General features: G+C 70.0%; 25 protein-coding genes. 8 read left to right on the forward strand and 17 right to left on the reverse strand.

All coding sequences use genetic code 11. The annotated features are described in order from the left end of the window. Positions 1 to 238: 238 nt before the first annotated feature. The 8 genes from pyrF to ACWDMM_RS08400 all read right to left on the reverse strand — a co-directional run bounded on the left by pyrF (position 239) and on the right by ACWDMM_RS08400 (position 10,025). On the reverse strand, positions 239 to 1,063 hold the full coding sequence (gene pyrF, locus ACWDMM_RS08365) for an orotidine-5'-phosphate decarboxylase (RefSeq protein ID WP_195082354.1): 825 nt from the start codon (positions 1,061 to 1,063) through the stop codon (positions 239 to 241). A 25-nt stretch (positions 1,064 to 1,088) separates the two neighbouring features. After that, entirely contained in the window at positions 1,089 to 4,397 is a 3,309-nt protein-coding gene (carB, locus tag ACWDMM_RS08370) for a carbamoyl-phosphate synthase large subunit (protein WP_195082353.1), read from the reverse strand. Further along, positions 4,397 to 5,536, reverse strand: coding sequence for a glutamine-hydrolyzing carbamoyl-phosphate synthase small subunit (gene carA / locus ACWDMM_RS08375; protein WP_195082352.1), 1,140 nt, complete (start codon positions 5,534 to 5,536; stop codon positions 4,397 to 4,399). Before carA ends, carB begins: the two co-directional genes overlap by 1 nt. Beyond that, entirely contained in the window at positions 5,533 to 6,054 is a 522-nt protein-coding gene (locus ACWDMM_RS08380; protein ID WP_357110369.1) for a PH-like domain-containing protein, read from the reverse strand. Before ACWDMM_RS08380 ends, carA begins: the two co-directional genes overlap by 4 nt. A 38-nt stretch (positions 6,055 to 6,092) precedes the next feature. Further along, positions 6,093 to 7,397 (reverse strand): dihydroorotase, encoded by a 1,305-nt coding sequence (locus tag ACWDMM_RS08385; RefSeq protein ID WP_195082350.1) that lies wholly within the window; start codon positions 7,395 to 7,397, stop codon positions 6,093 to 6,095. Next, positions 7,394 to 8,359, reverse strand: a complete 966-nt coding sequence (locus ACWDMM_RS08390) for an aspartate carbamoyltransferase catalytic subunit (RefSeq protein ID WP_449936699.1) — start codon at positions 8,357 to 8,359, stop codon at positions 7,394 to 7,396. Before ACWDMM_RS08390 ends, ACWDMM_RS08385 begins: the two co-directional genes overlap by 4 nt. Positions 8,360 to 8,399: 40 nt before the next feature. Continuing rightward, positions 8,400 to 9,032: a bifunctional pyr operon transcriptional regulator/uracil phosphoribosyltransferase PyrR gene (gene pyrR, locus ACWDMM_RS08395; protein ID WP_323124412.1), complete on the reverse strand. Its 633-nt coding sequence runs from the start codon at positions 9,030 to 9,032 to the stop codon at positions 8,400 to 8,402. A gap of 135 nt (positions 9,033 to 9,167) precedes the next feature. Continuing rightward, a complete protein-coding gene (locus tag ACWDMM_RS08400; RefSeq protein WP_357110364.1) occupies positions 9,168 to 10,025 on the reverse strand; it encodes an SAM-dependent methyltransferase in 858 nt (285 codons plus the stop codon). Between the two features lie 133 nt (positions 10,026 to 10,158). Here ACWDMM_RS08400 and ACWDMM_RS08405 point away from each other — a divergent pair, with 133 nt between their 5' ends. Genes ACWDMM_RS08405 through ACWDMM_RS08415 form a run of 3 tightly spaced genes read left to right on the forward strand, consistent with a single transcriptional unit; the run spans position 10,159 to position 12,048 of the window. After that, a complete protein-coding gene (locus ACWDMM_RS08405) occupies positions 10,159 to 10,785 on the forward strand; it encodes an alpha-ketoglutarate-dependent dioxygenase AlkB (protein WP_449936702.1) in 627 nt (208 codons plus the stop codon). A gap of 56 nt (positions 10,786 to 10,841) precedes the next feature. Continuing rightward, entirely contained in the window at positions 10,842 to 11,291 is a 450-nt protein-coding gene (locus ACWDMM_RS08410; protein WP_195082347.1) for an SgcJ/EcaC family oxidoreductase, read from the forward strand. Positions 11,292 to 11,334: 43 nt separating this feature from the next. Beyond that, positions 11,335 to 12,048 carry an HD domain-containing protein gene (locus ACWDMM_RS08415; protein WP_195082346.1) on the forward strand — a complete coding sequence of 238 codons (714 nt, stop codon included), beginning with the start codon at positions 11,335 to 11,337 and terminating at the stop codon, positions 12,046 to 12,048. 64 nt (positions 12,049 to 12,112) lie between these two features. On the opposite strand, the gene ACWDMM_RS08420 is transcribed toward ACWDMM_RS08415, so the two are convergent. Further along, positions 12,113 to 12,688, reverse strand: coding sequence for a TetR/AcrR family transcriptional regulator (locus ACWDMM_RS08420; protein WP_195082345.1), 576 nt, complete (start codon positions 12,686 to 12,688; stop codon positions 12,113 to 12,115). Between the two features lie 85 nt (positions 12,689 to 12,773). On the opposite strand from ACWDMM_RS08420, the gene ACWDMM_RS08425 reads away from it, so the two are divergent. Together ACWDMM_RS08425 and ACWDMM_RS08430 are read left to right on the forward strand one after the other, a co-directional pair. Then, positions 12,774 to 13,760, forward strand: a complete 987-nt coding sequence (locus ACWDMM_RS08425; protein ID WP_357110355.1) for a quinone oxidoreductase family protein — start codon at positions 12,774 to 12,776, stop codon at positions 13,758 to 13,760. A 36-nt stretch (positions 13,761 to 13,796) separates the two neighbouring features. Next, positions 13,797 to 14,963 carry a serpin family protein gene (locus ACWDMM_RS08430; protein ID WP_195082344.1) on the forward strand — a complete coding sequence of 389 codons (1,167 nt, stop codon included), beginning with the start codon at positions 13,797 to 13,799 and terminating at the stop codon, positions 14,961 to 14,963. 3 nt (positions 14,964 to 14,966) lie between these two features. Here the strand turns inward: ACWDMM_RS08430 and ACWDMM_RS08435 are convergent, their stop codons facing one another. The 4 genes from ACWDMM_RS08435 to ACWDMM_RS08450 form a co-directional block, all read right to left on the reverse strand. Then, on the reverse strand, positions 14,967 to 16,193 hold the full coding sequence (locus ACWDMM_RS08435; protein WP_195082343.1) for an FAD-dependent oxidoreductase: 1,227 nt from the start codon (positions 16,191 to 16,193) through the stop codon (positions 14,967 to 14,969). A gap of 104 nt (positions 16,194 to 16,297) precedes the next feature. Further along, positions 16,298 to 16,825 carry a DUF4334 domain-containing protein gene (locus ACWDMM_RS08440; protein WP_195082342.1) on the reverse strand — a complete coding sequence of 176 codons (528 nt, stop codon included), beginning with the start codon at positions 16,823 to 16,825 and terminating at the stop codon, positions 16,298 to 16,300. 99 nt (positions 16,826 to 16,924) lie between these two features. After that, complete coding sequence (locus tag ACWDMM_RS08445) at positions 16,925 to 17,431, reverse strand: DMT family transporter (protein ID WP_195082341.1); 507 nt, start codon at positions 17,429 to 17,431, stop codon at positions 16,925 to 16,927. A gap of 62 nt (positions 17,432 to 17,493) precedes the next feature. Then, positions 17,494 to 17,982, reverse strand: coding sequence for a DMT family transporter (locus ACWDMM_RS08450; RefSeq protein ID WP_357110350.1), 489 nt, complete (start codon positions 17,980 to 17,982; stop codon positions 17,494 to 17,496). Between the two features lie 215 nt (positions 17,983 to 18,197). Here ACWDMM_RS08450 and ACWDMM_RS08455 point away from each other — a divergent pair, with 215 nt between their 5' ends. Further along, positions 18,198 to 19,448 carry an ArsB/NhaD family transporter gene (locus tag ACWDMM_RS08455; protein WP_357110435.1) on the forward strand — a complete coding sequence of 417 codons (1,251 nt, stop codon included), beginning with the start codon at positions 18,198 to 18,200 and terminating at the stop codon, positions 19,446 to 19,448. 245 nt (positions 19,449 to 19,693) lie between these two features. On the opposite strand, the gene ACWDMM_RS08460 is transcribed toward ACWDMM_RS08455, so the two are convergent. Genes ACWDMM_RS08460 through ACWDMM_RS08475 form a run of 4 tightly spaced genes read right to left on the reverse strand, consistent with a single transcriptional unit; the run spans position 19,694 to position 22,233 of the window. Next, positions 19,694 to 19,957 carry a YciI family protein gene (locus ACWDMM_RS08460; RefSeq protein WP_323124415.1) on the reverse strand — a complete coding sequence of 88 codons (264 nt, stop codon included), beginning with the start codon at positions 19,955 to 19,957 and terminating at the stop codon, positions 19,694 to 19,696. Continuing rightward, positions 19,954 to 20,463: a transcription antitermination factor NusB gene (nusB, locus tag ACWDMM_RS08465; RefSeq protein ID WP_449936707.1), complete on the reverse strand. Its 510-nt coding sequence runs from the start codon at positions 20,461 to 20,463 to the stop codon at positions 19,954 to 19,956. The genes ACWDMM_RS08460 and nusB overlap by 4 nt, the downstream gene beginning before the upstream one ends. A 33-nt stretch (positions 20,464 to 20,496) precedes the next feature. Then, complete coding sequence (efp, locus tag ACWDMM_RS08470; protein ID WP_039798939.1) at positions 20,497 to 21,060, reverse strand: elongation factor P; 564 nt, start codon at positions 21,058 to 21,060, stop codon at positions 20,497 to 20,499. A 48-nt stretch (positions 21,061 to 21,108) separates the two neighbouring features. After that, entirely contained in the window at positions 21,109 to 22,233 is a 1,125-nt protein-coding gene (locus tag ACWDMM_RS08475; RefSeq protein WP_195082337.1) for a M24 family metallopeptidase, read from the reverse strand. Between the two features lie 203 nt (positions 22,234 to 22,436). Here ACWDMM_RS08475 and ACWDMM_RS08480 point away from each other — a divergent pair, with 203 nt between their 5' ends. Both ACWDMM_RS08480 and ACWDMM_RS08485 read left to right on the forward strand, forming a co-directional pair. Further along, entirely contained in the window at positions 22,437 to 22,898 is a 462-nt protein-coding gene (locus ACWDMM_RS08480; RefSeq protein WP_195082336.1) for a prepilin peptidase, read from the forward strand. A gap of 166 nt (positions 22,899 to 23,064) precedes the next feature. Then, positions 23,065 to 23,946: a universal stress protein gene (locus ACWDMM_RS08485; RefSeq protein WP_449936709.1), complete on the forward strand. Its 882-nt coding sequence runs from the start codon at positions 23,065 to 23,067 to the stop codon at positions 23,944 to 23,946. Positions 23,947 to 24,029 lie beyond the last annotated feature (83 nt).

Below are 24,029 nucleotides of genomic sequence, written 5' to 3' on the forward strand. Positions count from 1 at the left end.
TTTGCGCGTGTCGGGCGTCACATTCGGCCTGTTGCGGCCGCCACGCCCCGGCATCCGGTGCCGATCCTGGCCCTGTACGCCGGTCCAGGGGCGATGCGCCCACCCGGTGGCACCGATGGCCCCGAAATCAGCGCAGCAGCGCACACAGGCCCCGCTAAGGGGCACGTGTGTGCGAACAGCTGCACGCACAAGAGGCGGAAACGCGAAAGGCCGGCGCGGATGCGCCGGCCTTTCGCGGTCATTTCTGGAGGAACGCGAACGCGTCTTGGAACTCGCGCACTTTGGCACGCAGTGCCGGAACGGTCGGTCCGTCCTTCAGCACCTCGCGCGAGACGTTCGGCACGACCGCCGCGAGCATCGGCTCACCGACCAGTCCCCGAATGGTCTCCGGGCCACCGCCCTGGGCGCCGACCCCCGGCATGAGGATGGGGCCGTTGAGCGCGGACAGATCGGGCGCGGCATTGAGCGTCGCGCCGACCACCACGCCGACCGACCCGAACTCCTCGCCCGCGTTGCGAGCCGCCGCCTCGTCGACCATGGTCTGCGCGACGGTGCGGCCGTCCGCCACGACCGCCCCCTGCACCTGCGCGCCCTCGGGGTTGGAGGTCGCCGCCAGCACGAAGACGCCGCGGTGACCCGCCTCGGCGAGCGTCAGCGCCGGCGCCAGCGAACCGAACCCCAGGTACGGCGACACCGTCACCGCGTCGGACCCGAGCGGGCCGTCGGCCAGCCAGGTCCGCGCGTAGGCGTCCATGGTGGACCCGATGTCGCCGCGTTTGGCGTCGGCGAGCACCAACGTTCCCGAGGCCCGCAACACCTCGATGGTGCGTTCCAGCACCGCGATGCCCCGGGAACCGTAGGCCTCGAAGAACGCCACCTGCGGCTTGACCAGCGCCACCAGGCCGTCGAACGCTTCCACGCAGATCTCGGCGAAGCGTTCGAGTCCCTCGGCGTCCTCGGGGAGACCCCAGGACCGCAGCAGCTCCGGATGCGGGTCGATCCCGACGCACACGGGCCCGAACTCCCGCATCGCGTGCCGTAAGCGGCCACCGAAGGTCTTCATCTCGCCCGTTCCGTCCGATCGCGGCTCACCCACGCAGCACCGCGTGCAGCTCCTGCAGCGACCGCACGCCGATGCCGCCGTTGATGCTCGCCTCGATGCCCTGCACCGCGGCCGCCGCACCCTGCACGGTGGTGATGCACGGGATGTTCACCCCGACGGCCGCGCTGCGGATCTCGTAGCCGTCGACGCGGGGGCCGGAGTTGCCGTAGGGCGTGTTGAACACCATGTCCACCTCGCCGTCGCGGATCTGCTCCACGATCGTCGGCTCGTCGTCCGGCCGCACCTCGGAGTGCTTGCGCACCTGCTCGCACGGAATCCCGTTGCGGCGCAGCATTTCCGCGGTGCCCTCGGTGGCGAGGATGCGGAAGCCGAGGTCGTGCAGGCGCTTCACCGGGAAGACCATCGCGCGCTTGTCCCGGTTGGCGATCGAGACGAACACGGTGCCCTCGGTGGGCAGCGAGCCGTAGGCGGCGGTCTGGCTCTTGGCGAAGGCCGTGCCGAAATCGGCGTCGATGCCCATCACCTCGCCGGTCGACTTCATCTCCGGCGACAGCAGCGAGTCGATACCGCTGCCGTCGGCGCGCCGGAAGCGGTGGAACGGCAGCACGGCCTCCTTGACGGCGACCGGAGCGTCCAGCGCGACGTGCCCGCCGTCGCCCTCGCTCGGCAGCATGCCTTCCTTGCGCAGTTCGGCGATGGTGGCGCCGAGCATGATCCGCGCGGCGGCCTTGGCCAGCGGCACCGCGGTGGCCTTCGACACGAACGGAACGGTCCGGCTCGCGCGCGGATTGGCCTCCAGAACGTAGAGCACGTCGTCCTTGAGCGCATACTGCACGTTGAGCAGGCCGCGCACGCCGATGCCCTTGGCCAGCGCGACGGTCGAGCGGCGCACCGCCTCGATGTCGCTGCGGCCCAGCGTGATCGGGGGCAGCGCGCAGGCGGAGTCGCCGGAGTGGATGCCCGCCTCCTCGATGTGCTCCATCACGCCGCCGAGGTAGACCTCCTCTCCGTCGCACAGCGCGTCGACGTCGATCTCGATCGCGTCCTCCAGGAACCGGTCGACCAGCACCGGGTGCTCCGGGCTGAGCTCGGTCGCGCGGGAGATGTAGCCCTCCAGGGAGCTCTCGTCGTAGACGATCTCCATGCCGCGGCCGCCGAGCACGTAGGACGGGCGCACCAGCACCGGGTAGCCGATGTCGGCGGCGATCTTGCGCGCCTGCGCGAAGGTGGTCGCGGTGCCGTACTTCGGCGCGGGCAGCCCGGCCGCGACCAGCACGTCACCGAACTCGCCGCGGTCCTCGGCCAGGTCGATGGCGGCCGCGCTGGTGCCGACCACCGGCACGCCCGCGGCGGTGAGCCGCTGGGCGAGGCCGAGCGGGGTCTGCCCGCCCAGCTGCACGATGACGCCGGCGACGGTGCCGGACTCGCATTCGGAGTGGTAGACCTCGAGCACGTCTTCGAAGGTCAGCGGCTCGAAGTAGAGGCGATCGGCGGTGTCGTAGTCGGTGGAGACGGTCTCCGGGTTGCAGTTGACCATCACCGTCTCGTATCCGGCCTGCGACAGCGTCTGCGCCGCGTGCACGCACGAGTAGTCGAACTCGATGCCCTGGCCGATGCGGTTGGGCCCGGACCCGAGGATGATCACCTTCTCGCGTTCGCGCTGCGGCGCCACCTCGGACTCGGCCGCGGGATCGAGCTCGTAGGCCGAGTAGTGGTACGGGGTCTTGGCCTCGAACTCGGCGGCGCAGGTGTCGACCGTCTTGAAGACCGGGCGGATGCCGAGCCGGTGGCGCAGGGCGCGCACACCGCTCTCCCCCGCCAGCTCCGGCCGCAGCGCGGCCAGCTGACGATCCGACAGGCCGTAGTGCTTGGCCCGGCGCAGCAGCGGCTCGTCCAGCACGGGCGCGTCGAGGATCTCCCGGCGCAACTCGACCAGACCGGCCACTTCGGCCACGAACCACGGGTCGATGCCGGAGGCCGCGGCGACGTCCTCGATGCTCGCGCCCAGCCGCAGCGCGCGTTCCACCTGGTAGATGCGTCCCTCGGTGGGCGTGCGCAGATCCTCGAGGATCGCTTCGACGTCGGTCCACGCGCCGTCGTCCTCGGTCCAGAAGCCCGCGGCCTTGGTCTCCAGCGAACGCAGCACCTTGCCGAGCGCCTCGGAGAAGTTGCGGCCGAGCGACATGGCCTCGCCGACGGACTTCATGGTGGTGGTCAGCGTGCCGTCGGCGCCCGGGAACTTCTCGAACGCGAACCGCGGCGCCTTCACGACCACGTAGTCGAGGGTCGGCTCGAAGCAGGCCGGGGTTTCCTTGGTGATGTCGTTGACGATCTCGTCGAGCGTGTACCCGATGGCCAGCTTGGCGGCGATCTTCGCGATCGGGAAGCCGGTCGCCTTCGACGCCAGCGCGGACGAACGCGACACCCGCGGGTTCATCTCGATGACGATCAGGCGGCCGTCGAGCGGGTTCACCGCGAACTGGATGTTGCAGCCGCCGGTGTCCACGCCGACCTCGCGCAGGATGGCGATGCCGAGATCGCGCAGCTTCTGGTACTCGCGGTCGGTGAGCGTCATCGCGGGGGCGACGGTCATCGAGTCGCCGGTGTGCACGCCCATCGGGTCGACGTTCTCGATGGAGCAGACCACCACGACGTTGTCGCGGCCGTCGCGCATCAGCTCGAGCTCGTATTCCTTCCAGCCGAGGATGGACTCCTCGATCAGGACGTTCGCGGTGGGCGATGCGGCCAGGCCGCCGCCCGCGATGCGATCGAGGTCCTCTTCGTTGTAGGCCATGCCGGAACCGAGGCCGCCCATGGTGAACGACGGGCGCACCACCACGGGGTAGCCGAGTTCGGCGACCGTGTCGCGGACCTCGTCCATGGTGAAGCAGACCCGCGAGCGGGCGCTCTCGCCGCCCACCTTGGCCACGATGTCCTTGAACTTCTGCCGGTCCTCGCCGCGCTGGATGGCGTCGAAGTCGGCGCCGATCAGCTCGACGCCGTACTTCTCCAGCACCCCGCGCTCGTGCAGCGCGACCGCGGTGTTCAGCGCGGTCTGGCCGCCGAGGGTGGCCAGGATGGCGTCCGGACGCTCCTTCTCGATGACCTTCTCGACGAACTCCGGCGTGATCGGCTCCACGTAGGTGGAATCGGCGAACTCCGGATCGGTCATGATCGTCGCCGGGTTCGAGTTGACCAGCGACACCCGCAGGCCCTCGGCCCGCAGCACCCGGCACGCCTGCGTGCCGGAGTAGTCGAATTCGCACGCCTGGCCGATGACGATCGGGCCAGAGCCGATCACCAGGATGTGCTCGAGATCCTCGCGGCGAGGCATCAGGCTCCTTCCATGAGACCGGCGAAACGGTCGAACAGATACGCGGCGTCGTGGGGTCCGGCGGCGGCTTCGGGGTGGTACTGCACGGAGAAGGCGCGGCCGTCGACCAGCCGGACGCCCTCGACGGTGCCGTCGTTGGCGCAGACGTGACTCACCTCGGCCGTGCCGAAGGGGGTGTCGAACCGCTCGCCCCGCTCGCCCTCCAGCGCGAACCCGTGGTTCTGCGCGGTGATCGAGATCCGGCCGGTCTCGTGCTCCACCACCGGGATGTTGATGCCGCGGTGGCCGAACTTCATCTTGTAGGTGCCCCGGCCGAGCGCGCGGCCGAGGATCTGGTTGCCGAAGCAGATGCCGAACAGCGGCAGGCCCTCGCCCAGTACGCCACGGGTCAGCTCGACCGCCGCGTCGGCGGTGGCCGGGTCGCCGGGACCGTTGGACAGGAAGACCCCGTCGGGCTTCAGTTCGAGGATCTGATCCAGCGTGGTGGCCGAGGACACCACGTGCACCCGTGTGCCGCGCTGCGCGAACATGCGCGGAGTGTTGGTCTTGATCCCCAGATCGACCGCCACGACGGTGTGCCGGTGGTCACCGTCCGGCTCGATCGTGTACAGCGCGTCGGTGCTCACCTCGCCCGCCAGGTCGGCGCCCAGCATGGACGGCTGCCCGTTCACCCTGGCCACCAGTTCGTCGGTGGCGGCGAGCGCGTCGCCGGAGAAGATGCCCGCCTTCATCGAACCGCGCGTGCGCAGGTGACGCACCAACGCGCGGGTGTCGATGCCTGCGATGCCGACGATCCGCTGCCGTTCCAGCTCGTCCGGCAGGGTCCTGCTGGCGCGCCAGTTGGAGGCGCGCCGCGCGGGGTCGCGCACCGCGTACCCGGCGACCCAGATCTTGGTGGATTCGTCGTCCTCGTCGTTCCAGCCGGTGTTGCCGATCTGCGGCGCGGCGGCCACCACGATCTGGCGGTGGTAGGACGGGTCGGTGAGGGTCTCCTGGTACCCGGTCATCGCGGTGCAGAACACCGCCTCACCGAGCGTCTGGCCCACGGCGCCGTAGGCCTGGCCGCGGAATACCCGGCCGTCCTCCAGCACGAGTGCTGCGCCCGTCCCCGCCCTGCTCCCGCCCGTGTCTCCTGTCATCCCTCGTCATCTCCCGTCGTCGTCCCGCTCTGATCCGCCGCGGGAAGCCTGCGCCAGGCCGGATAGACCGACTTGTCGTCGCCGCGGAAACCCGTATCGATCTCGGTTCCGGTCGGCAGCTTCCAGCGAATGACCAGCACACCATCTTCCGTCATCACTTTGCCCGCGTGTCCGCGTTCGGTGCGCACCGCCGTGATGGATTCCTCCGGAATCCAGATCGCCGTCGCGCCGTCGCGTTCGAGCAGAATTCCCTTGTCGAACCGGGTGAGTTCGGCGGTGGCCCGGAAACCCAGGTCGCCCACCGTGATCCGGTCCTGCCAGCTCGGCGCTATGGTGCTGCCCAGGTACAGCCCGGTGGTCGGCTCCAGTACCTGCGCGCCCAGTTCGGCGGGCACGGCGGGCAGGGCGCCGATGCGCTCGGCCTGTCGTGCCGCGCGATTGCGCCAGCCCCGGTACATCAGCCACAGGCAGACCCCGAACAGGACCAGCAGCCCCACCACCCAGAGCGTTCTCTCCACTACGAACCTCCTCGAACGGCTGCGCCCCGGTCACTCATCTATGCCTCCGCCCGGTTGCCCAGCGTCTTGCCGTCCCTGGCGGTGATCCGGCCGCGCAGCAGCGTCGCCGTCACCCGCGCCGGGAAGGTCATCGCCTCGAACGGCGTGTTGTTCGAGATGCTGGCCAGGTCCTTTCCGCGCACCGTCCAGCTCGCCCGCGGGTCGACCAGCGTCAGGTTGGCCGGCTCGCCGACCTCGAGCGGCCTGCCGTGCTCGTCCAGGCCGACGATCGCGGCGGGGCGCTCGCTCATCACGCGGGCGACGCCGCGCCAGTCCAGCAGCCCCGGCTCGACCATCGTTTGCACGATGATCGACAGCGCCGTCTCCAGCCCGAGCATGCCGGGCCGGGCCGCGGCGAACTCGCAGCACTTGTCCTGCTCGGCGTGCGGCGCGTGGTCGGTGGCGACGCAATCGATGATGCCCTCGGCGAGCGCCTGCCGCAGCGCGGCGGCGTCGGAGGCCTCGCGCAGCGGCGGGTTGACCTTGTTGACCGCGTCGTAGGTCTCCAGCCGGGAATCGTCGAGCAGCAGGTGGTGCGGGGTGACTTCGGCGGTGATCGCGATGCCCTGGGATTTGGCCCACTTCACCAGTTCCACGGTGCCCGCGGTGGAGGCGTGGCAGATGTGCACGCGGGCGCCTGCGTCGCGCGCCAGCAGGGCGTCGCGCGCCACGATCGACTCCTCGGCCGCGCGCGGCCAGCCGGCCAATCCCAGCCGGGCCGCGGTCGGACCCTCGTGTGCGACGGCGCCCTCGGTCAGCCTTGGCTCCTCCGCGTGCTGGGCGATCAGCACGCCGAGCGAGTTCGCGTACTCCAGCGCGCGGCGCATGATCAACGGGTCGTAGACGCAGTGGCCGTCGTCGGAGAACATGCGCACCGCGCCGACGCCCGCGGCCATGGTGCCCATCTCGGCGAGTTGCTTGCCCTCCAGGCCCACCGTGACCGCGCCGACCGGATACACGTCCACCAAGCCGACCTCGCGGCCTCGCCGCCACACATGGTCGGTGACGACCACCGAGTCGGCGACCGGGTTGGTGTTGGCCATCGCGAACACCGCGGTGTAGCCGCCGAGCGCCGCGGCGGCGGAGCCGGTCTCGATGGTCTCGGTGTCCTCGCGGCCCGGTTCCCGCAGGTGGGTGTGCAGATCGACGAAACCGGGCAGCAGGATCTGATCGCGCGCGTCGATGACCTCGGCGTCGACCACGCCCAGATCGGTGCCGATCTGCCGGATCTCCCCGTCGGCGACGAGCACGTCGACCGGCTCGCCTTCGCCGTAGAGCAGCGCGCCTTTGATCAGAACGTTCATGCTCGAGCCACCGCCTCCTGTGTTCCGACGAGCAGGCGGAACAGCACCGCCATCCGCATGTGCACCCCGTTGGTGACCTGTTGCAGCACCGCGGCCTTCGGCGAGTCCGCGACCGAGGACGCGATCTCCATGCCGCGCAGCATCGGGCCGGGGTGCAGTACGACGGCGTGGTCCTCGAGCAGGGCCAGCCTGCGCTCGGACAGGCCGTAGGTGATCGAGTACTCGCGGGCCGACGGGAAGAATCCGCCGTTCATCCGCTCGGCCTGCACGCGCAGCATCAGCACCGCGTCGGCGCCGATCAGCTCGGCGTCCAAGTGGTGCGAGACGCGGGCGGGCCAGGACTCCACGCCCACCGGCAGCAGCGTGCGCGGGGCGACCAGCACGACCTCCGCGCCGAGCGTGGCCAGCAGGAAGACGTTCGATCGCGCGACCCGGCTGTGCAGGATGTCACCGACGACGACCACCCGCTTGCCCTCGATGTCACCGAGCCGTTGCCGCAGCGTCAGCGCGTCCAGCAGCGCCTGGGTGGGGTGCTCATGGGTTCCGTCGCCCGCGTTGATCACGGCCGGACCGGAGCCGCGCCCCGCCGAGACCGCCCACTCGTCCATCCAGCGCGCGATCTGATGTGCCGCGCCGGAGGCCGGATGCCGCACGATCAGCGCGTCGGCTCCCGCGGCGTGCAAGGTCAGCGCGGTGTCGCGCAGCGACTCCCCTTTCGAGACGGAGGAACTGCTCGCGCTCACGTTGATCACGTCCGCGCTCATCCACTTGCCCGCCACCTCGAACGACACCCTGGTGCGGGTGGAGTTCTCGTAGAAGACGGTCATCACGGTGCGTCCGCGCAGCGTGGGCAGTTTGTGCACCTCGCGGCCGAGCAGCGCCTGTTCGAACCGCTCGGCCTCGTCGAGCAGCTCGGTCGCGACGGCGCGATCGAGCGCGGCGACCGACAGCAGATGCCTCATGCGCCCGCCTCCCGCCGCGGGCCGGCGTGTGCCGGATCCATCACGCCTCCTCCTGGTGCAGATAGACGCCGTCGCGGCCGTCGTGCTCGGTGAGCAGCACCGAGATGTCCTCGGAGCGGTTGGTCGGCACGTTCTTGCCCACGTAATCGGCGCGAATCGGCAGTTCCCGGTGTCCGCGGTCGATGAGCACCGCCAGCTGCACCGCGCGCGGGCGGCCGAGATCACGCAGGCCGTCGAGCGCGGAGCGGACGGTGCGACCGGAGAACAGGACGTCGTCGACCAGGACCACCAGCGCGTCCTCGATGCCGCCTTCCGGAACCGACGTGCGCTCCAGCGGCCGGTGCGGACGGCTGCGCAGATCGTCCCGGTAGAGGGTGATGTCGAGCGAGCCGAGAGCCGGGCGGACGCCGGAGAATTCCTCGATCTTGCCGGTGAGCCGCGCCGCCAGGGTGGTGCCCCTGGTGGGGATCCCGATCAGCACCACGCGTGGCGCGTCCGGCTGGCCCGCGTCCAGCGCGGTCTTCTCGATGATCTGGTGCGCGATGCGCGCGATCGTCCGTCCGACATCCGAAGCCGACAACAACTCTCGCCCTGCCGCCACCCATTCCGGGGTATGTCGCTGCGATGTCTCGGCAGCGCCGGACTTGGCGGCCCGTTCTTCGGGCACGGCCATGCCGACCTCCTTCCCCGCCTCACCGGACGGTCCGTTAAAGGATGTCTTACGGCAAGCAGCGTAGCAGCGGCTCGAACCCCGCTTTCACCAGGCATATGGCGCTGTGAGCGGGGCCACTGGCAGCGGCGGGCCGCGCTACCGGCGGACCGCGAGAACCAATCCGAGATCCCGGTTGCCCAACGCGGCCGGGCGGTCGAGCGGCGCCACCAGATCGTCCCAGGCACGGAACTCGATCCGCCATCCGTGCCCGGCGAGCCACTGGTCGGCGTCGGGGCCGAGCCCACTGGGTTCCCTCGGTCCGTCCGCCCCGGCTCGCACCAGTCGCCGCAGTTCGGTGTACCGGTCGCTGTGCTGATCGGTGTCGAACTTGCCGAGGCCGAACCGGCTCTCCGGCGCGGACAGCTCCGTCAGCGTGGCCGCCACCCGCATGGCTTCCGCACGCCGCAGATAACCGAGAACCCCTTCGTCGATCCAGTGGGTCGGGACGTCGGTGCGGAAGCCGTGGGCGCGCAGCGCGGCCGCCCAGTCGCCGCGCAGATCGGCCGCCACGACGTGGCGCGCACAGACCGGACGGGCGCCCGCCGCCTCCAGCACCGGTTCTTTGAACCGGAACAACTCGGGCAGGTCGATCTCGAAGACCTCGACCTCGCGCGGTAGCGGCATCCGGTAGGCCCTGGTGTCCAGGCCCGCGCCGAGGATGACGACCTGCCCGCAACCCGCCGCGACGGCCGCTCGGGCGGTGTCGTCCACCAGGCGCACGGAGACGCTGCGGCCCTCGTAGAACTTCTCGGCCAGCGCCTCCAACCGCGCCCAGCGCTCTTCGCCCCCCGGCTCGGCGCCGAAAGCGCGTCGCGCGGCGTCGGCGAACAGCTGCGCCCAGGGATCGTCGTAGAGGCGGTCCGGCCTGCGCGATTCCCATGCGCGGATCACCGCAACTCCGAGCGCTGTCATCGCCACGCCCGCCGTCGGCGCTTGCGGTGTGGTTTCGGTCATCGACGACTCCCCTCGTCCGGGTGACATCCCGCTCGGCAAGGTACTCGGCCTACCGGCGACGCGAGACGACGATCCGAGAAGAGTGACCGAAAACCGCTAGCACATACGTTCGAACGGCGGTAGGCTCGGCCGCATGTCCACACCGCTACAGGGATCGCTGCTCGACGGTTTCGGCGACACCGAACTCGGGCCGCTGCGCGACGCGCGCCGCACGGTGCTCGACCACGGCGCCTGGGTGGATCTGCTGCCCGGCTGGCTTTCCGGCGCCGACGCGCTGTTCGACCGACTGGTCGACCGCGTGCCATGGAAAGCCGAGCGCAGGCCGATGTACGACCGCGTGGTGGACGTGCCCAGGCTGCTGCGGTTCTACGCGGAGCACGAACCACTGCCCGATCCGGCACTGGCCGACGCACGCGCGGCGCTGAGCGAGCACTATCGGCACGAACTCGGCGAGCCGTTCCGCACCGCGGGCCTGTGCTACTACCGGGACGGGCGCGACAGTGTCGCCTGGCACGGCGACGACATCGGGCGCGGCGCCACCCACGACACCATGGTCGCGATCGTGTCGATCGGGGCGCCGAGGGCTTTGCTGCTGCGGCCCCGCGGCGGAGGCGCGAGCATCAGATACCTGGTCGGACACGGCGATCTACTCGTCATGGGCGGCTCTTGCCAACGCACCTGGGAGCACGCGGTGCCCAAGACGCGCAAACCCACCGGTCCGCGGATCAGCATCCAGTACCGGCCGCGCGGCGTCCGCTGACCCGGCCGGACGCGCCGGCTTGACCTGAACCATTGTTGGGGTCGGAAGCTCGTCGCATGAGTACGACAGCTTCCACACCTCCCTCGGTCGAGGACACGACGGTCGACCACTCCGCCGACATCGCCGCGATCCGGCAGATCGTCGCCAACGCGGAGACCGGTTTCAACACCAATGACGCCGACCTGCTGTCGGCGGATTTCACCGCCAACGCGGCCGTCGTCAACGCGACGGGCACGCTGATCACCGGATTCGACGCGCTGCTCGACGCCGGCCGCCGGGGTCTGGCCGGATTCCTCGCCGACCAGTACGCCCGCTATGAGATCGCCGACATCACCTTCCTGCGTCCCGACGTCGCGATCGCGCACAAGCGCGCATGGGCGACCACGCCGGACGGCGAGCCCGTCGAGCACGATCACGCCATGATCGCGCTGTACGTCTTCGTCAAGGAAGGCGAGCGCTGGTACGTCGCCGCGCGGCAGAACACCTTGGTACCCAAGGCCGAGTGATCGTCGTCCGCCACGTGTCCCCCGCTCCGGTTAGCCTGGCATCATGAGCAATCCAGGGGCGGGGGTCTTGGCCGTGATGCCGCTGCACACGATCAGCGAGGTCTACGGCGCGGCCGGGCTGCGCGAACGACTACTGCTTGAAATCGCCGAGTTGCCGGACTCGCAGCGGCTGGCCGCCGCGCTGGAGCTCGCGGCCGACCTGCATCGCGACGATCGCTACGGCCGGGAGCCGTACCTGAGTCATCTGCTGCGCGTGTCGATTCGGATCATCAGCCACTACGAGGTCCGCGATCCCGACGTGGTCGCGGCGGGGCTGCTGCACGACTCGGTCGAGGACCATGCCGCCGAGCTGGCCGCCGATCGCCCCGGCCCCACCGTCGACGCGGCGCTCGACGCGCTCACCGATCGGTTCGGTGCGCGAGTGGCCGATCTCGTCGCCGCGGTGACCAATCCCGAGCCGGATCCGGCGCGCGACCGGCAGGCGCAGTACCGCGAGCATGTCGCGACGAATCTCGACCGCGACCCGTGGGCCCGCGTCATCAAGCTCTCCGACTTCACCGACAACGGCGTCGGCATCCTCTACGCCACCGGCCCCGCGATGGCGAAACTCGCCGCCAAGTACCGCCCGCTCACCGATGTGTACCGCGACTTGGTCACCCGGCCGGACACACCGCTGGCCGAACACGTCCGGCAGCACATCCTCGATCAGCTCGACCGGGCCGACGAACGGTTCGAGGCCATCCTGTCGCGGGATTGATCGGCACGCGACACGAACAGATCGAAACCTCTTCCAGCACACGGGAATAAAGCGTCCCGATTCGTCACGGCGCGCGCAGCACCGACTCGACCAGCTCGCGCACCGCGGCCAGTAGCCGTTCGGTCTCACCCGCACGCACCATGGCCGGTACCCATTCGGCGCTCAGCGCGCCGAGCAGCAACCGCCCGACCACTTCGGCGTCCAGGTCCGGACGCGCTTCGCGCAGCAACGTGGTGATGTGGTTGTCCCAGAACGCGTGGAACTCGGCCGTTCGCGGGTGCGGCGGCTCGGTGCGATAGGCGGCCATCAGCTCCGCATTGTCGATCACCAGCCGCGCCATGGCGTCGAAGTAGGCGATCAGGCGGGCGCCCGCGGGCGCGCCGGGGCCGAGCGGCGGCGGACCGCTGGTGATCGCGTCCATCAGCGCGACCGCGCTCTGCGCGACCATCTCGTGCAAGAGCCCCGCACGGCTGCCGAAGCGATGGAAGATCGTGCCCTTGCCCACTCCGGCGGCGGCCGCGACGCGGTCCATGGTGATCGCTTCGGCGCCGTGCTCGGCCAGCAGGGCGAAGGTGGCGTCCAGTATCGCCCGCCGGTTGCGCGCCGCGTCCGCCCGTTCCCTGGGTCGTCCGTCGCCCATCGCACTCGCTTTCCTAGACAAGTTGACCGGCGGTCCATATCATCGGGAAGTCAATTGGACCGTCAGTCAACTTATGGAGTTCATGATGCAGGCAATCGTAATGACGGCGACCGGAAGCCCTGATGTGCTGGTCGCCGCGGATGTTCCGGCGCCGCGGGCGGCCGCGGACGAGGTGGTGGTCCGCGCCGAGGCGATCCCCGTGCTGTTTCCCGAAACCAAGCTGCGCTCCGGCGAGTTCCCGCTCGGCGCGCCGCTGCCGCTGGTTTTCGGTTTCCAGGCCGCGGGGGTCGTCACCGAGGTCGGCGAGCGAGCCGATGCGGCGCTGATCGGACAGCGGGTCGTCGTGGCGACGCGCGGTTACGGCGCCTACGCCGACTTCGTCGCCGCCCCCGCCGATTCGGTGGTGCCCATTCCGGACGGCCTGTCCTTCGTGGACGCCGCCGCGGTGCTGATGAACGGATCGGTGGCGATTCCTCTGCTGGAAACCGCCGCGCTCACCGGCGTGGAAACCATCTTGATCGAAGCCGCGGCCACGGGCATCGGCAGCGCGCTGACCCAATGGGCCAGAGAGTTCGGGGCGGCGCGCGTCATCGGGACCGCGGGCGGCCCCGGCAAAACCGCCCACGCCCGCAAACTGGGCGCCGACGAGGTGATCGACCACAACGATCCGGAATGGACCACCCGACTGCGCGAAACCCTCGACGGCGCAACGGTGGACGTGGTGTTCGATTCGATCGGCGGTGCGAGCGCTTCCGGCCTGCTCGATCTCATGACGCCCCTGCGCGGCCGGATGCTCGGCTACGGATGGCTGTCCGGAGCACCCGCGCAGGTGTCGGCGAGCGACCTGCTCATGCGCGGACTCACCTTCACCGGCTGCGCGGGGCCGGACTGGCTGAACCGAGTCGCTGCGGCGCGCACCGCCGTTCTGGCCCGCGCGGCGGCGGGTGGGCTCGATCCGCTGGTCGAGGCGGTGCTGCCGCTGGACCAGGCGAGCCGCGCGCATCGGCTGCTGGAGGAAAGGGCGGTGCTGGGCAAGATCGTGCTGCGTCCGGGCTCGGCCTTGTCCGGATAGCGACGCGCGGCCGCGTGCCGTGACTAGGGTGGACCCGTGCGGACTTCGCTGCAATCCCATGTCGGCGCCGCCAACGCGCTCACCGCGCGGTGGTGCGTGGCGGCGGGCGAACGAGACTTCGTGGTCTCCGGCGCCGGGGTGTGGCCGCTGCTCGCCCTGCTCGCCTCCGCGGCGGACGGTCCTGCGCGGGACGAACTGACGACCGCGACCGGCGTGCCCACGGCGGACGCGCGAGCCGGGGCGCTGCGGCTGCTGCGCGACCTCGAGGGCGCGGAAGCGGTGTCGGCCGCACTCGGCGTGTGGGTGCGCCGCGATCTTCCCGTGCACGAGGCCTGGTCGCAAGCGCTCCCCGATGGCGTGCTCGCCCGGTTGGCCGGGCAGTCGGAACTCGACAGCTGGGCGGCCCGGCACACCGATGGGCTCATCGACCGCTTCCCTCTGACGGTCGATCCCGAGACGCTGCTGGTGCTGGCCACCGCTCTCGTCGCGAAAACCCGGTGGCGGGTGCCTTTCGACGTCGGGACGCTGGCACCCGAGAACGGTCCGTGGCACGGGCACCGCGGACCCGGGCTGTCCCGCGCGAGCCGCGACCTGACCGACGCCGCGATCCTCGACGCGGCCGAACCGGTCACGCGCGTTGTCGTCGAAGGCGTCGCCGACCTCGACGTCCACCTTCTGCTCGGCGCCGGGGCACCTGGCGCCGTGCTCGGTACGGGCTTGGCCGCGCTGTCCGGCAATGTGCCGATCCGCTCCGAACTGCCGGTCGGCACAACGGGACCGGGGCTGACCGTGCGTACCGAACCGGTGGTGCCCAATACCGGTCGACTGCGCATCCAATTGCCGCCGTTCGAGGTTCGCTCCACCCACGATCTGCTCGCTGCCCCGGGCCTGTTCGGCATGAACGCCGCCACCGACTGCACCCGCGGTCACTTCCCGGCGATCTCCCCGCAGCCGTTGTGCGTCGGCCGCGGAGCACAGGAAGTGCTCGCGCGGTTCAGCCACGAAGGATTCGAGGCAGCCGCCGTGACGGCCTTCGCGTTACGCGCCGCGGCGGCGGTGCTGCGGCACGACTACGCGCCCGTCGTCTCGGTGGTCTTCGACCGCCCCTTCGGTTTCCTCGCCGTGCACCGCCCGACGGGACTCGCGGTCGTCGCGGGATGGATCGCCACCGCGCCGACGTCGTCCCCCGACGCTCCGGCCTGAGCGCTACCGCCGGGCGAAGTACGGGGCGTGCTCGGGCAGGACACCGCGAGCGAGCAAGAAGGTCGGCACGCTGCGAACAACCGGAACGCGCCGCAGGACGCGGATCGGCAGCGGTGCGCGTGCGGAGTTCGCGATGTCCATGCGTCCGTCGAGGGCGGGGGCGATCGCGAAGGCGTGCAGGAGTCGCTGTATTCCCTGCGTCACCACGGTCGGGACGCGGCGCCGCCGCTGCACCTTCGCCAGGTGCCTGGTGCCGAGTGTGCCCGAGAGCAGGGGCGGGGCGAGGATTGCGGCCGCGGCCACGGCGTCTTGGACGGCCAGATTGATGCCGACGCCACCGGCCGGGGACATCGCGTGCGCGGCGTCACCGAGGCAGAGCAAGCCGTTGGTGTACCACTTGGTCAGCCGATCGAGTCTCACCTCCAGCAACTGGACCTGGTCCCAGCTGGTCAAGGCGTCTATCCGGTCGGAGAGCCAGGGCGCGGCCGCGGCCAGACTGCGCATGATCTCCTGCACCGGCCCCCGGCGGGCGGATTCGTCGGCACCTTTGGCGATCAGGGTGGCGCACTGCCAGTAGTCGCCGCGATCGAGCAGCACCGCCACCCGCCGGGCGCTGGCGATCGGCAACGCGCCGACGGGATCGATATCCGTGCGCGGCAGGCGGAACCACCAGACGTCCATGGGAGTCGACCACCTGCGGACCGGCAAGCCGGCCGCCGACCGCAGCAGCGAGCCGCGGCCGTCGCAGGCCACCGTGAGGTCGGCCTCGATCGAACCGGCCGCGCCGTCGGCGGTCCGGTAGGCGACGCCACCGACCCTGCCGTCGACCCAGACCAGATCGGTGGCCTCGGTGTTCATCCGCAGCCGGAAGGTGGGCTCGGCGGCCGCGGCCCGCGCGAGCAGATCCAGCAGATCCCACTGCGGCACCATGGCGATGTACTTGTGCTTGCCCGGCAGATGCGTCAGGGTGGCCAATGTCTGCAGACCGCCCGCGATCGGCAGTTGCACCTGATCCACCTTGCGCGCGGGCAGTTTCGCGAACTCCGCGCCGAGACCCAGTTCGTCGAGCAGGTCGAGGGTGGTGGGATGCACGGTGTCGCCACGGAAGTCGCGTAAGAAGTCTTTGTGCTTCTCCAGCACCGTCACCTCGACACCGGCTCTGGCCAGCAACAGCCCGAGGATCATTCCGGCTGGCCCCCCACCGACCACCAGGCATGTCGTGCGTTCCATCGACTGTGCCTCCTCGGTCACCACATCGCCGCAAGATCCCGCCTGTTTGCGCAAATCCTAGTGTGGCGGGGGCGGTACCGGACCCGATCGGCGACGGCCGACCGTCAGCCGACGTCCCTGTGCAGCAGGAAGAAGTACGGTTCGGCCATACCGCGCAAATCCATCACGCCGAGCAGGGTGTGGTCGTCGGCGCGGCGGAAGTGATCGATGATCGGCAGATGGTCGTAGACCATCGCGGCACTTGTCACGCCGCGGTATTCGACCTCGCGCAGCCGCGCGGTGTATTTGCGGGTGCGCAGCGTTGGCCGCAGGATCGGCAGCAACTTGCGCACGGCGCGCACGCCCGGCAGCGGTACCCGTCCGGCCAAGGCGACCGGGACGCGGCGCGGATCGACGGCGAATATCGTTCCGCCCGAGGCGAACAGCAACGGATGCACGCTGTCGGGTCCGTCGAACTGCTTGCCGTACCAGCCCGAGGCGACCAGCACGCCGTCCATCGGATGGCCCGTGTCCAGTTCCTCGCCGCGCCAGCGCCCCGTCGTGATGTCCTCGACCCGCGCCGCGGGGAGGCGGTCGAACAGCGCCCACGCCTCCTGCGCAGAACGGATGGCGGTCAGCTCGTTCGCAGCCATGTCTCCTACTCCTCACCGAGGCAACGTTGCAATAGTCACCCTATCTGTCTCTCAGCACCTGGCTGTCGACCAGGTCCGGACGCGCCTCGGCGCAATGGTTCAGTAGGACGCCATGAGATAGATCCCGGCGATGATCATGACGCAGGCCACGACGCGCTTGGAGCTGACCGTACGGCGCGGGAACCCCATCAGCCCGAAGTGGTCGATGGCGAGCGCGCCGAACATCTGCCCGGCGATGATCAGGGCGTTGAAGGTGCCGGCGCCCACATCGGAGGCCACGGAGATCATCGCCAGGATCGCGGCCCCACCGAGCAGACCGCCGAACGGCGCCCACCGTGGCATGGTCCGGATATCGGCCTTCGTCGGCCACGGCCGATTCCGGGACACCAGCAACGCCACGGTCAGGAAGATCGCGAAGCCGGTGAAGGCCACGGTGTAGGAGATCACGCCGCACAGCCAGACGTTCTTCAACGCGAGCTTCAGCGAGTTCTGGCATCCGGCTTCTACGGAGCGCAGCGCGCCGCCGACCAGGATGAACGCGAAGATGAGTGCCATCGTGGCGCGGGGCAGCGCGGCACGGGTCTTCTCGGCGGTCTGAACCGTCATGGAAAGTCCTCAGGAGAGTGCGAAGAGTGGATGGCGCGGCCGGCAGCGGGGCTGTCTTGCCGTCAGGTGACGCTGACCCTGGGTTCGTTTCCCGCGGGTTCGTCGGCCATCAGGTAGATCGCGAGCGTGATCAGCCCGCAGGCCACCAGACGCGGAAGGCTGGCGGAGCGCTCCTCGAATCCCATGAGGCCGAAGTGATCCATGATCACGGCGACCACCATCTCGCCCACGATCACCAGCGCACTGAACGTGGCCACGCCGACATGCCGGGCGACGGCGATCATCCCCATCACCGCCGCGCCGCCGAGCAGACCGCCGAACGGCGCCCACCACGGCATGTCGCGCACGTCGTCCAGCGTGGGCCACGGCGTCTTCGACGACAGGGCCAGGAAGATCGAAAAGCCGGTCAGCGCAACGGCATACGAGATCACGGCGCACAGCCACATGTTCTTCATGTGGTTCATCAACGTGTTCTGACAGCCGGCTTCGGCCGACCGTAGGCTGCCTCCGACCAGGATGAACAGAAATACCAGTCCGATGACGATGCTCATGGGCAATACATCCTTGGCTTCGGTGGCGGACGAACACCGAGAATGCGTCGGGCGCAACGTCCCACCCGAACGATGGGATCGGTTTGCGCCGGAGCCGACGTCCGACCTGTGTGACGCGAATAACGTACCATTGCATAACGGCACGTTCAATGGGTAATCGAGAACCGCTCCGGCTCGCCCCGGCCGGGAAGTGCCCGCGCAGCAGGGCTGCCATGATGGCACCCGTGCCCGAACTGGTCGATTCCTCCGCACGCAACCCTCCCGCGACCAGGTCCGAGCGGCGGCTGAGCCTTCTGGATCGAATCCGGCTCGCCCTGCTCGCGGTCGGTCTGCTGTGTGTGCTCACGGGCCTGCTGCCCCGCGCCGAGGCCGCCGCGAACATGCGCCGCATCGGCCCGCTGCTGCTGTTTCTCGCCGCCGTGATCGTGCTGGCCGAACTCACCAGGCAGGCCAAGGTCTTCGACGCCATCGCCCATCGCCTGGCGATTCTGGGTCGCGGCCACTACCCGGCGCTGTTCGGCCTGTGCGTGCTGTTCGCCTCCGCCACCACGATCCTGTTGAACCTCGACACCACGGCCGTGCTCATCGCCCCGGTCATGCTGGCACTCGCCGCACCCGCTCGGATTCCGCCATTGCCGCTGGCCATGACCACCCTGTGGCTGGCGAACACCGCGAGCCTGCTGTTACCGGTCTCCAATCTCACCAATCTGCTCGCCGCCGACCGAGTGGCGCTGACCGCGACCGGCTTCGCGGGGAGAATGTGGGCGCCGCAGTTGGTTTCGATCGCCGTGACGACGGCGTGCCTATGGGTGTGGTACTGGCGGCGCGGCCGCAGGGAAACCGACCGCTACGTGCCGCCCGAGCCGATCCGGCCCGCGAACTTCCGGGAGCGCTCGCTGTTCTTCGCCACGGCGGGGGCCTGCCTGCTGTTCATCGGCGCGATCCCCGTCGTCGGCGACCGGATCGGTGTCGCGGCGGCGGTCGCGGCGCTCATCGCGTTGGCGGCGTTCGCCGTGTTCGATCGCGGCGCGTTGCGACTGTCGCTCATCCCGTGGCAGCTGCTCGTCTTCGTGGTCGGGTTGTTCCTGGTGGTGCCCACCTCGAGCCGGTTCGGCCTCGGTGACTTGATGCATGCCTTGATCGGCGCCGACTCCGGTGCGTCGGGCGCGTTCCGTGCCGCCGCGGCGGGCGCGGGTCTGTCCAATGTCGCGAACAACTTGCCCGCCTACACCGCGGGCGAGGCGGTGATCCCCGCGCAGAACGGCGATCAGCTCCTCGCGTTGCTGATCGGCACCAATGTCGGTCCGATCGTCACGCCGTGGGGCTCGCTCGCCACGCTGCTGTGCTTGGAGTTCTGCCGCACGCACGGCGTCCGGGTGCCCATGCGGCGTTTCGTCCTGACCGGCCTCGCGCTCGCCACCGTCGCCACCGCGGGCGCGGTCGCGGCACTGCTGGTGACCGGTTAGCGGTCGAGAAGCCCGGCTCTCTTGACCTCGAGTGCGGTCGAGGTACGAGGATGCCGTTTCGAGGCCGGATCGAACGCACGTCGGGTTCGGTCTCCGCGCGGAACCATCGGTTCCGGTGCTCCCGCTGGTCATCCGTACACCCACCAGCGGGAGCCATGCGCGCGGTCTCGCGGAGAAGTCCTCCGGGCGCAGCGATCAGCGCCCTACTGGAGCGCCGATCCGTCAGGAACCACGCCCGAGGGAAGTCAGTTCGGAGCCGTGACTTCCCATTCGTAGATCGTGAGTTCCGAGGAGCCGGTGGTGTGCACCGGATCGGTGAACGCGATCTCCCGCGCGGCGGCGAGGCTTTCGGCGTAGATGACATACGCGCCCCCGGTGCCGTCGGTGAAGCGGCCGCTCTCCTGTAACTGCCCGCGATCCTGCAGCGATCGCAGGAACTGCCGATGCGGCTCGATCACGGCGGTGTCGAAGCGCGGGGTGCGCATCGCCAGGACGAGGTACTTGTTCACGCCTCGGGCTCCGGTCGCGGGGCCCTGGTCGCGGCCGCGGCGGCGCGCACCTGCGGCGCCACCAGGACCACCTGCCCGAGCACGCCGTTGAGGAAGGACGGGGAGTCGTCGGTGGACAGTTCTTTGGCCAGCTCCACCGCCTCGTCCACGGCGACGACCGGGGGGACGTCGCTCGCGTGGAACAGCTCCCACACCGCGATGCGCAGAATCGCGCGATCCACGGCCGGAAGCCGGGGCAGGGTCCAGTCCTGCAAGTAGGACTCGATGGTCCCGTCCACCCGGTCGAGATCGTCGGCGACGCCCTCGACCAAGGTGCGGGTGTAGGGGTGCACCGGCGCTACCGACTGGTCGCGGGTGGCCAGTTCGGCGCGCTCGTCGAGCAGGTCGGCGGCGTCGACGTCCCTGGCCTCCGCCTCGAACAGCAGGTCGACCGCGCGGCGGCGGGCCTTGTGCCGCGCGCCGAGCTTCTTGAACGTGGACTTCTTGTCCACGGGCTGTTCAGCCACGGTCACATCATTCCGGATCGGACGGCCCGGCGCTCAGGCGTTGACCCGGCCGAGGTAGCTGCCGTCACGCGAGTCGATGCGCAGCTTGTCGCCGGTGTTGATGAACAGCGGGACCTGCACCTCGGCGCCGGTCTCCAGGGTGGCGGGCTTGGTGCCGCCGGTGGAGCGGTCACCCTGCAGGCCGATGTCGGTGTGCTGGACCACGAGCTCGATCGAGACCGGCAGCTCGACGTACAGCGGCGCGCCCTCGTGCATCGACACCTGCACGGTCATGTTCTCCAGCAGGAAGCGGGCGCCGTCGCCGATGGTGGCCTCGGAGATGGAGATCTGGTCGAAGGTCTCGCCGTCCATGAAGACGTAGTCGGAGCCGTCGTGGTACAGGTAGGTCATGTCGCGGCGGTCGACGGTGGCGGTCTCCACCTTCACGCCGGCGTTGAAGGTCTTGTCGACCACCTTGCCGGACACGACGTTCTTCAGCTTGGTCCGCACGAACGCGGGGCCCTTGCCCGGCTTGACGTGCTGGAACTCGATGATCTGCTGGAGCTGACCGTCGATCTTCAGCACAAGGCCGTTCTTGAAGTCGCTGGTGTCCGCCACTGTCTTCGGATCTCCTCGTTCTACCGCTTGGTCTCGGGCAGACCGGCGTCAGTCGACGACGGTCAGGTCTGTGCTGGTGTGGGTGAGCAACTCGGGGCCCCCTTCGCGCACCACGAGCGTGTCCTCGATCCGGACGCCGCCGCGGCCGGGAAAGTACACACCTGGTTCGACGGTCACCGCCACGCCAGACAGAAGTGTACCGGTTCCGGTTTTCGCGATTCCGGGCGCTTCGTCGATCCGCAGGCCGACCCCGTGGCCGAGGCCGTGCACGAACGATTTGCCGTGCCCGGCCGCCTCGATGACCGCCCGCGACGCGGCGTCCACGTCGGACACGGGCACCCCGGGGCGCAGCGCCGCGCGCCCGGCCTCGTGCGCGGCGGCGACCAGCGCGTGAGCCTCCCGCTGCCACTGCTCGGCCCGGCCGAGGACGAACGTGCGAGTGAGCACGGCGTGGTAGTCCCCGACGACCGCGCCGCACCGGACCGCGACCAGATCTCCCGCGCCGAGCGTGACGTCGGCGGGACGATGCCGTGGGACGGCGGAGTTCTTCCCCGTGGCGACCGTGGCCGCGGCGACCGTTTCCGCGCCGTGCTCGAACATCGCCCACGCCAGATCGCGAGCCACCTGCCGTTCGGTCCGCCCCGGCCGCACTCCGCCTGCTTCGAGTACTGCGCGCAGGCCCGAGTCGCACGCGACCGCGGCGGCGCGTATGCGCGCGGCCTCGTGCGAGTCCTTGACCATGCGCAACTGCTCCACCAGCCCGACGGTGGCCGCGAACTCCAGGCCGGTGCGCCACTCGACCAAGCGGCGATGCTGCTCGACGGTGACCACATGGCTCTCGTACCCGACCCGTCCGACGTGCCACTCACCGGCCAGCTCCACGATCCGGCGCGCCGCGGCGCTCGCGATCTCGGCGCGCAGGCCGGGCGCCTGGACGGCGACCAGATCGCGGTGGCAGCCGTCGGTTCCGAGCACGGTGCGTTCCTCGTCGTTGCCGGTGTCCCAGGAATGCACCAGCAGGGCGGAGTCCTTTCCGCAGAACCCGGTCAGATATCTGATATTCACCGGATCGGTGACTATCAGAGCGTCGACCTCGTTCTCCATCAGCAGACCGCGCAGCGCGCTGCGGCGCGCAGCATAGTCCGGGCCCCGACCTGCGTGATCAGCAGACATGCGTCCAAGCTACCGCCGGAACGCGGTCGTTGGCGCGCAACACGGAGACCGTCCCGGATGGGCACCGGCCCGCGCGCGCGCCGGTGACGACGATCCGACAGCGTGGACGAATTCTGATACACGGGATCTTCACTTGCGCTGGAGTTGTGCACATTTCGCCGGCGCCACGTCGAACTCGGGCTGGGGGCAACGAGCCTGGAGGCATGTCATCGATCGGTTTCGCCGCGCTCATGGCATGGTGCATCGTCGCGAGCTGCATCGACATCCGAACCTTGCGGCTCCCGAATGCCCTCACCGGCTGGGGCGCCGCCATGATCTTCGGATTCGCCTCGCTCACAGGGCAATTCACGATCGCGATGTGCGGCGCGGCACTGCTCGCATCGCCCTATCTGCTCGTGCACTTGGCCACGCCCGCCGCCTTGGGCGCCGGCGATGTGAAGCTCGCCGTGGGTCTCGGCGCGGCCGCCGCGCTGGGCGGCGCGCAATGCTGGGTCTCGGCCGCGCTCATCGCACCGGTCCTCACGGCGCTGGCCGCCGTCGTGCTGCTGGTGCGCCGAGCGGCCCGCGCGGGCCCCCGGCCGGACCGCGCCGTGGTGCCACACGGGCCCTCGATGTGCCTGGCGACCTTGCTCGCCCTCGCGGCCTGGGCGCCGGGAGCGCACTGAGCGGGCCGGGATCACGTAGTCAGCAAATATTCCGCAATTGATCGCTAGCATCAATCACGGGCATCGACTTCCCGAGCAGTCGCTGAAGCTGGGCTCGACGGCGGCCCCTCGGCGAATTGCCCCGAATGCGCACGCCAGCGATGCAGCGTCCAGAAGGAGCCGCCCAGTGAATCCGACGCACCCGTCGCGCAGACCGATCGTCGCGGGAACCGACGGCTCCGAGCAATCGATCGTCGCGGTCCGCTGGGCCGCGCAGACCGCCGCGCTGCACGACGCGCCCTTGCACATCGCGCTCGTCGTCGAGTCGTCGCTCGGCTCGGCCGACGACGATCCGCCGCGTCCTGCGGCATTGCTGCGGGTGCGCGAGGCGGACGAGGCGATCGAGCGTGCCGCGAACGCCGCGGTGGCGGCCGCCCATGCGGTGCGCGACATCGCCATCGGCACCGAGATCCGCACCGCGCACATCGCCACCGCCCTCATCGAGCGATCGCGCAACGCGGCGATGCTCGTGGTCGGCGCCCGCGGGATCGGCCGCGTCCAGCGCGTCCTGCTCGGCTCGGTCAGCAGCGCCGTCGCCAGGGACGCCGACTGCCCGGTGGCGGTGGTGCCCGCTGAGACGCCGCTGTGGGACAGGGCGAACACCGATCCGGTGATCGTCGGCGTGGACGGCTCCACCGCCGAGCAGGCCGCCATCGGGGTGGCGGCGGCCGAGGCCTCGTTGCGCGGGGTCGACCTGGTGGCGGTGCACACCTGGGGCGAGGTCGAACCGCTGGCCGCGATCGGCACCGATTGGGCCGCGTCGCGCCGGACCGAGGAGGCATTGCTCGCCACCGCCCTGGCGGGTTGGCAGGAGCGGTACCCGGAGCTGACCATTCGGCGCGAGGTCGTTCGCGACCGGCCGCAGCGGCGATTGCTGGAACGCTCCCGGGAGGCACAACTGCTGGTGGTGGGCAACCGTGGCCGGGGGGCCCTGGACCGGCTGCTGTTCGGCTCGGTGGGTGAGGCGCTGCTGCGCGCGGTGGATCGCCCCATCGTCATAGCCCGCTGAGCGCCGGGGCCGCGACCCCCGGCGTGCGCGCCGTCACGGCGGGCCGCATTCCGGAGCACCGGCGTCGACATGGGAAGATGAAC

This window comes from Nocardia sp. NPDC003726 (genome assembly GCF_053586955.1).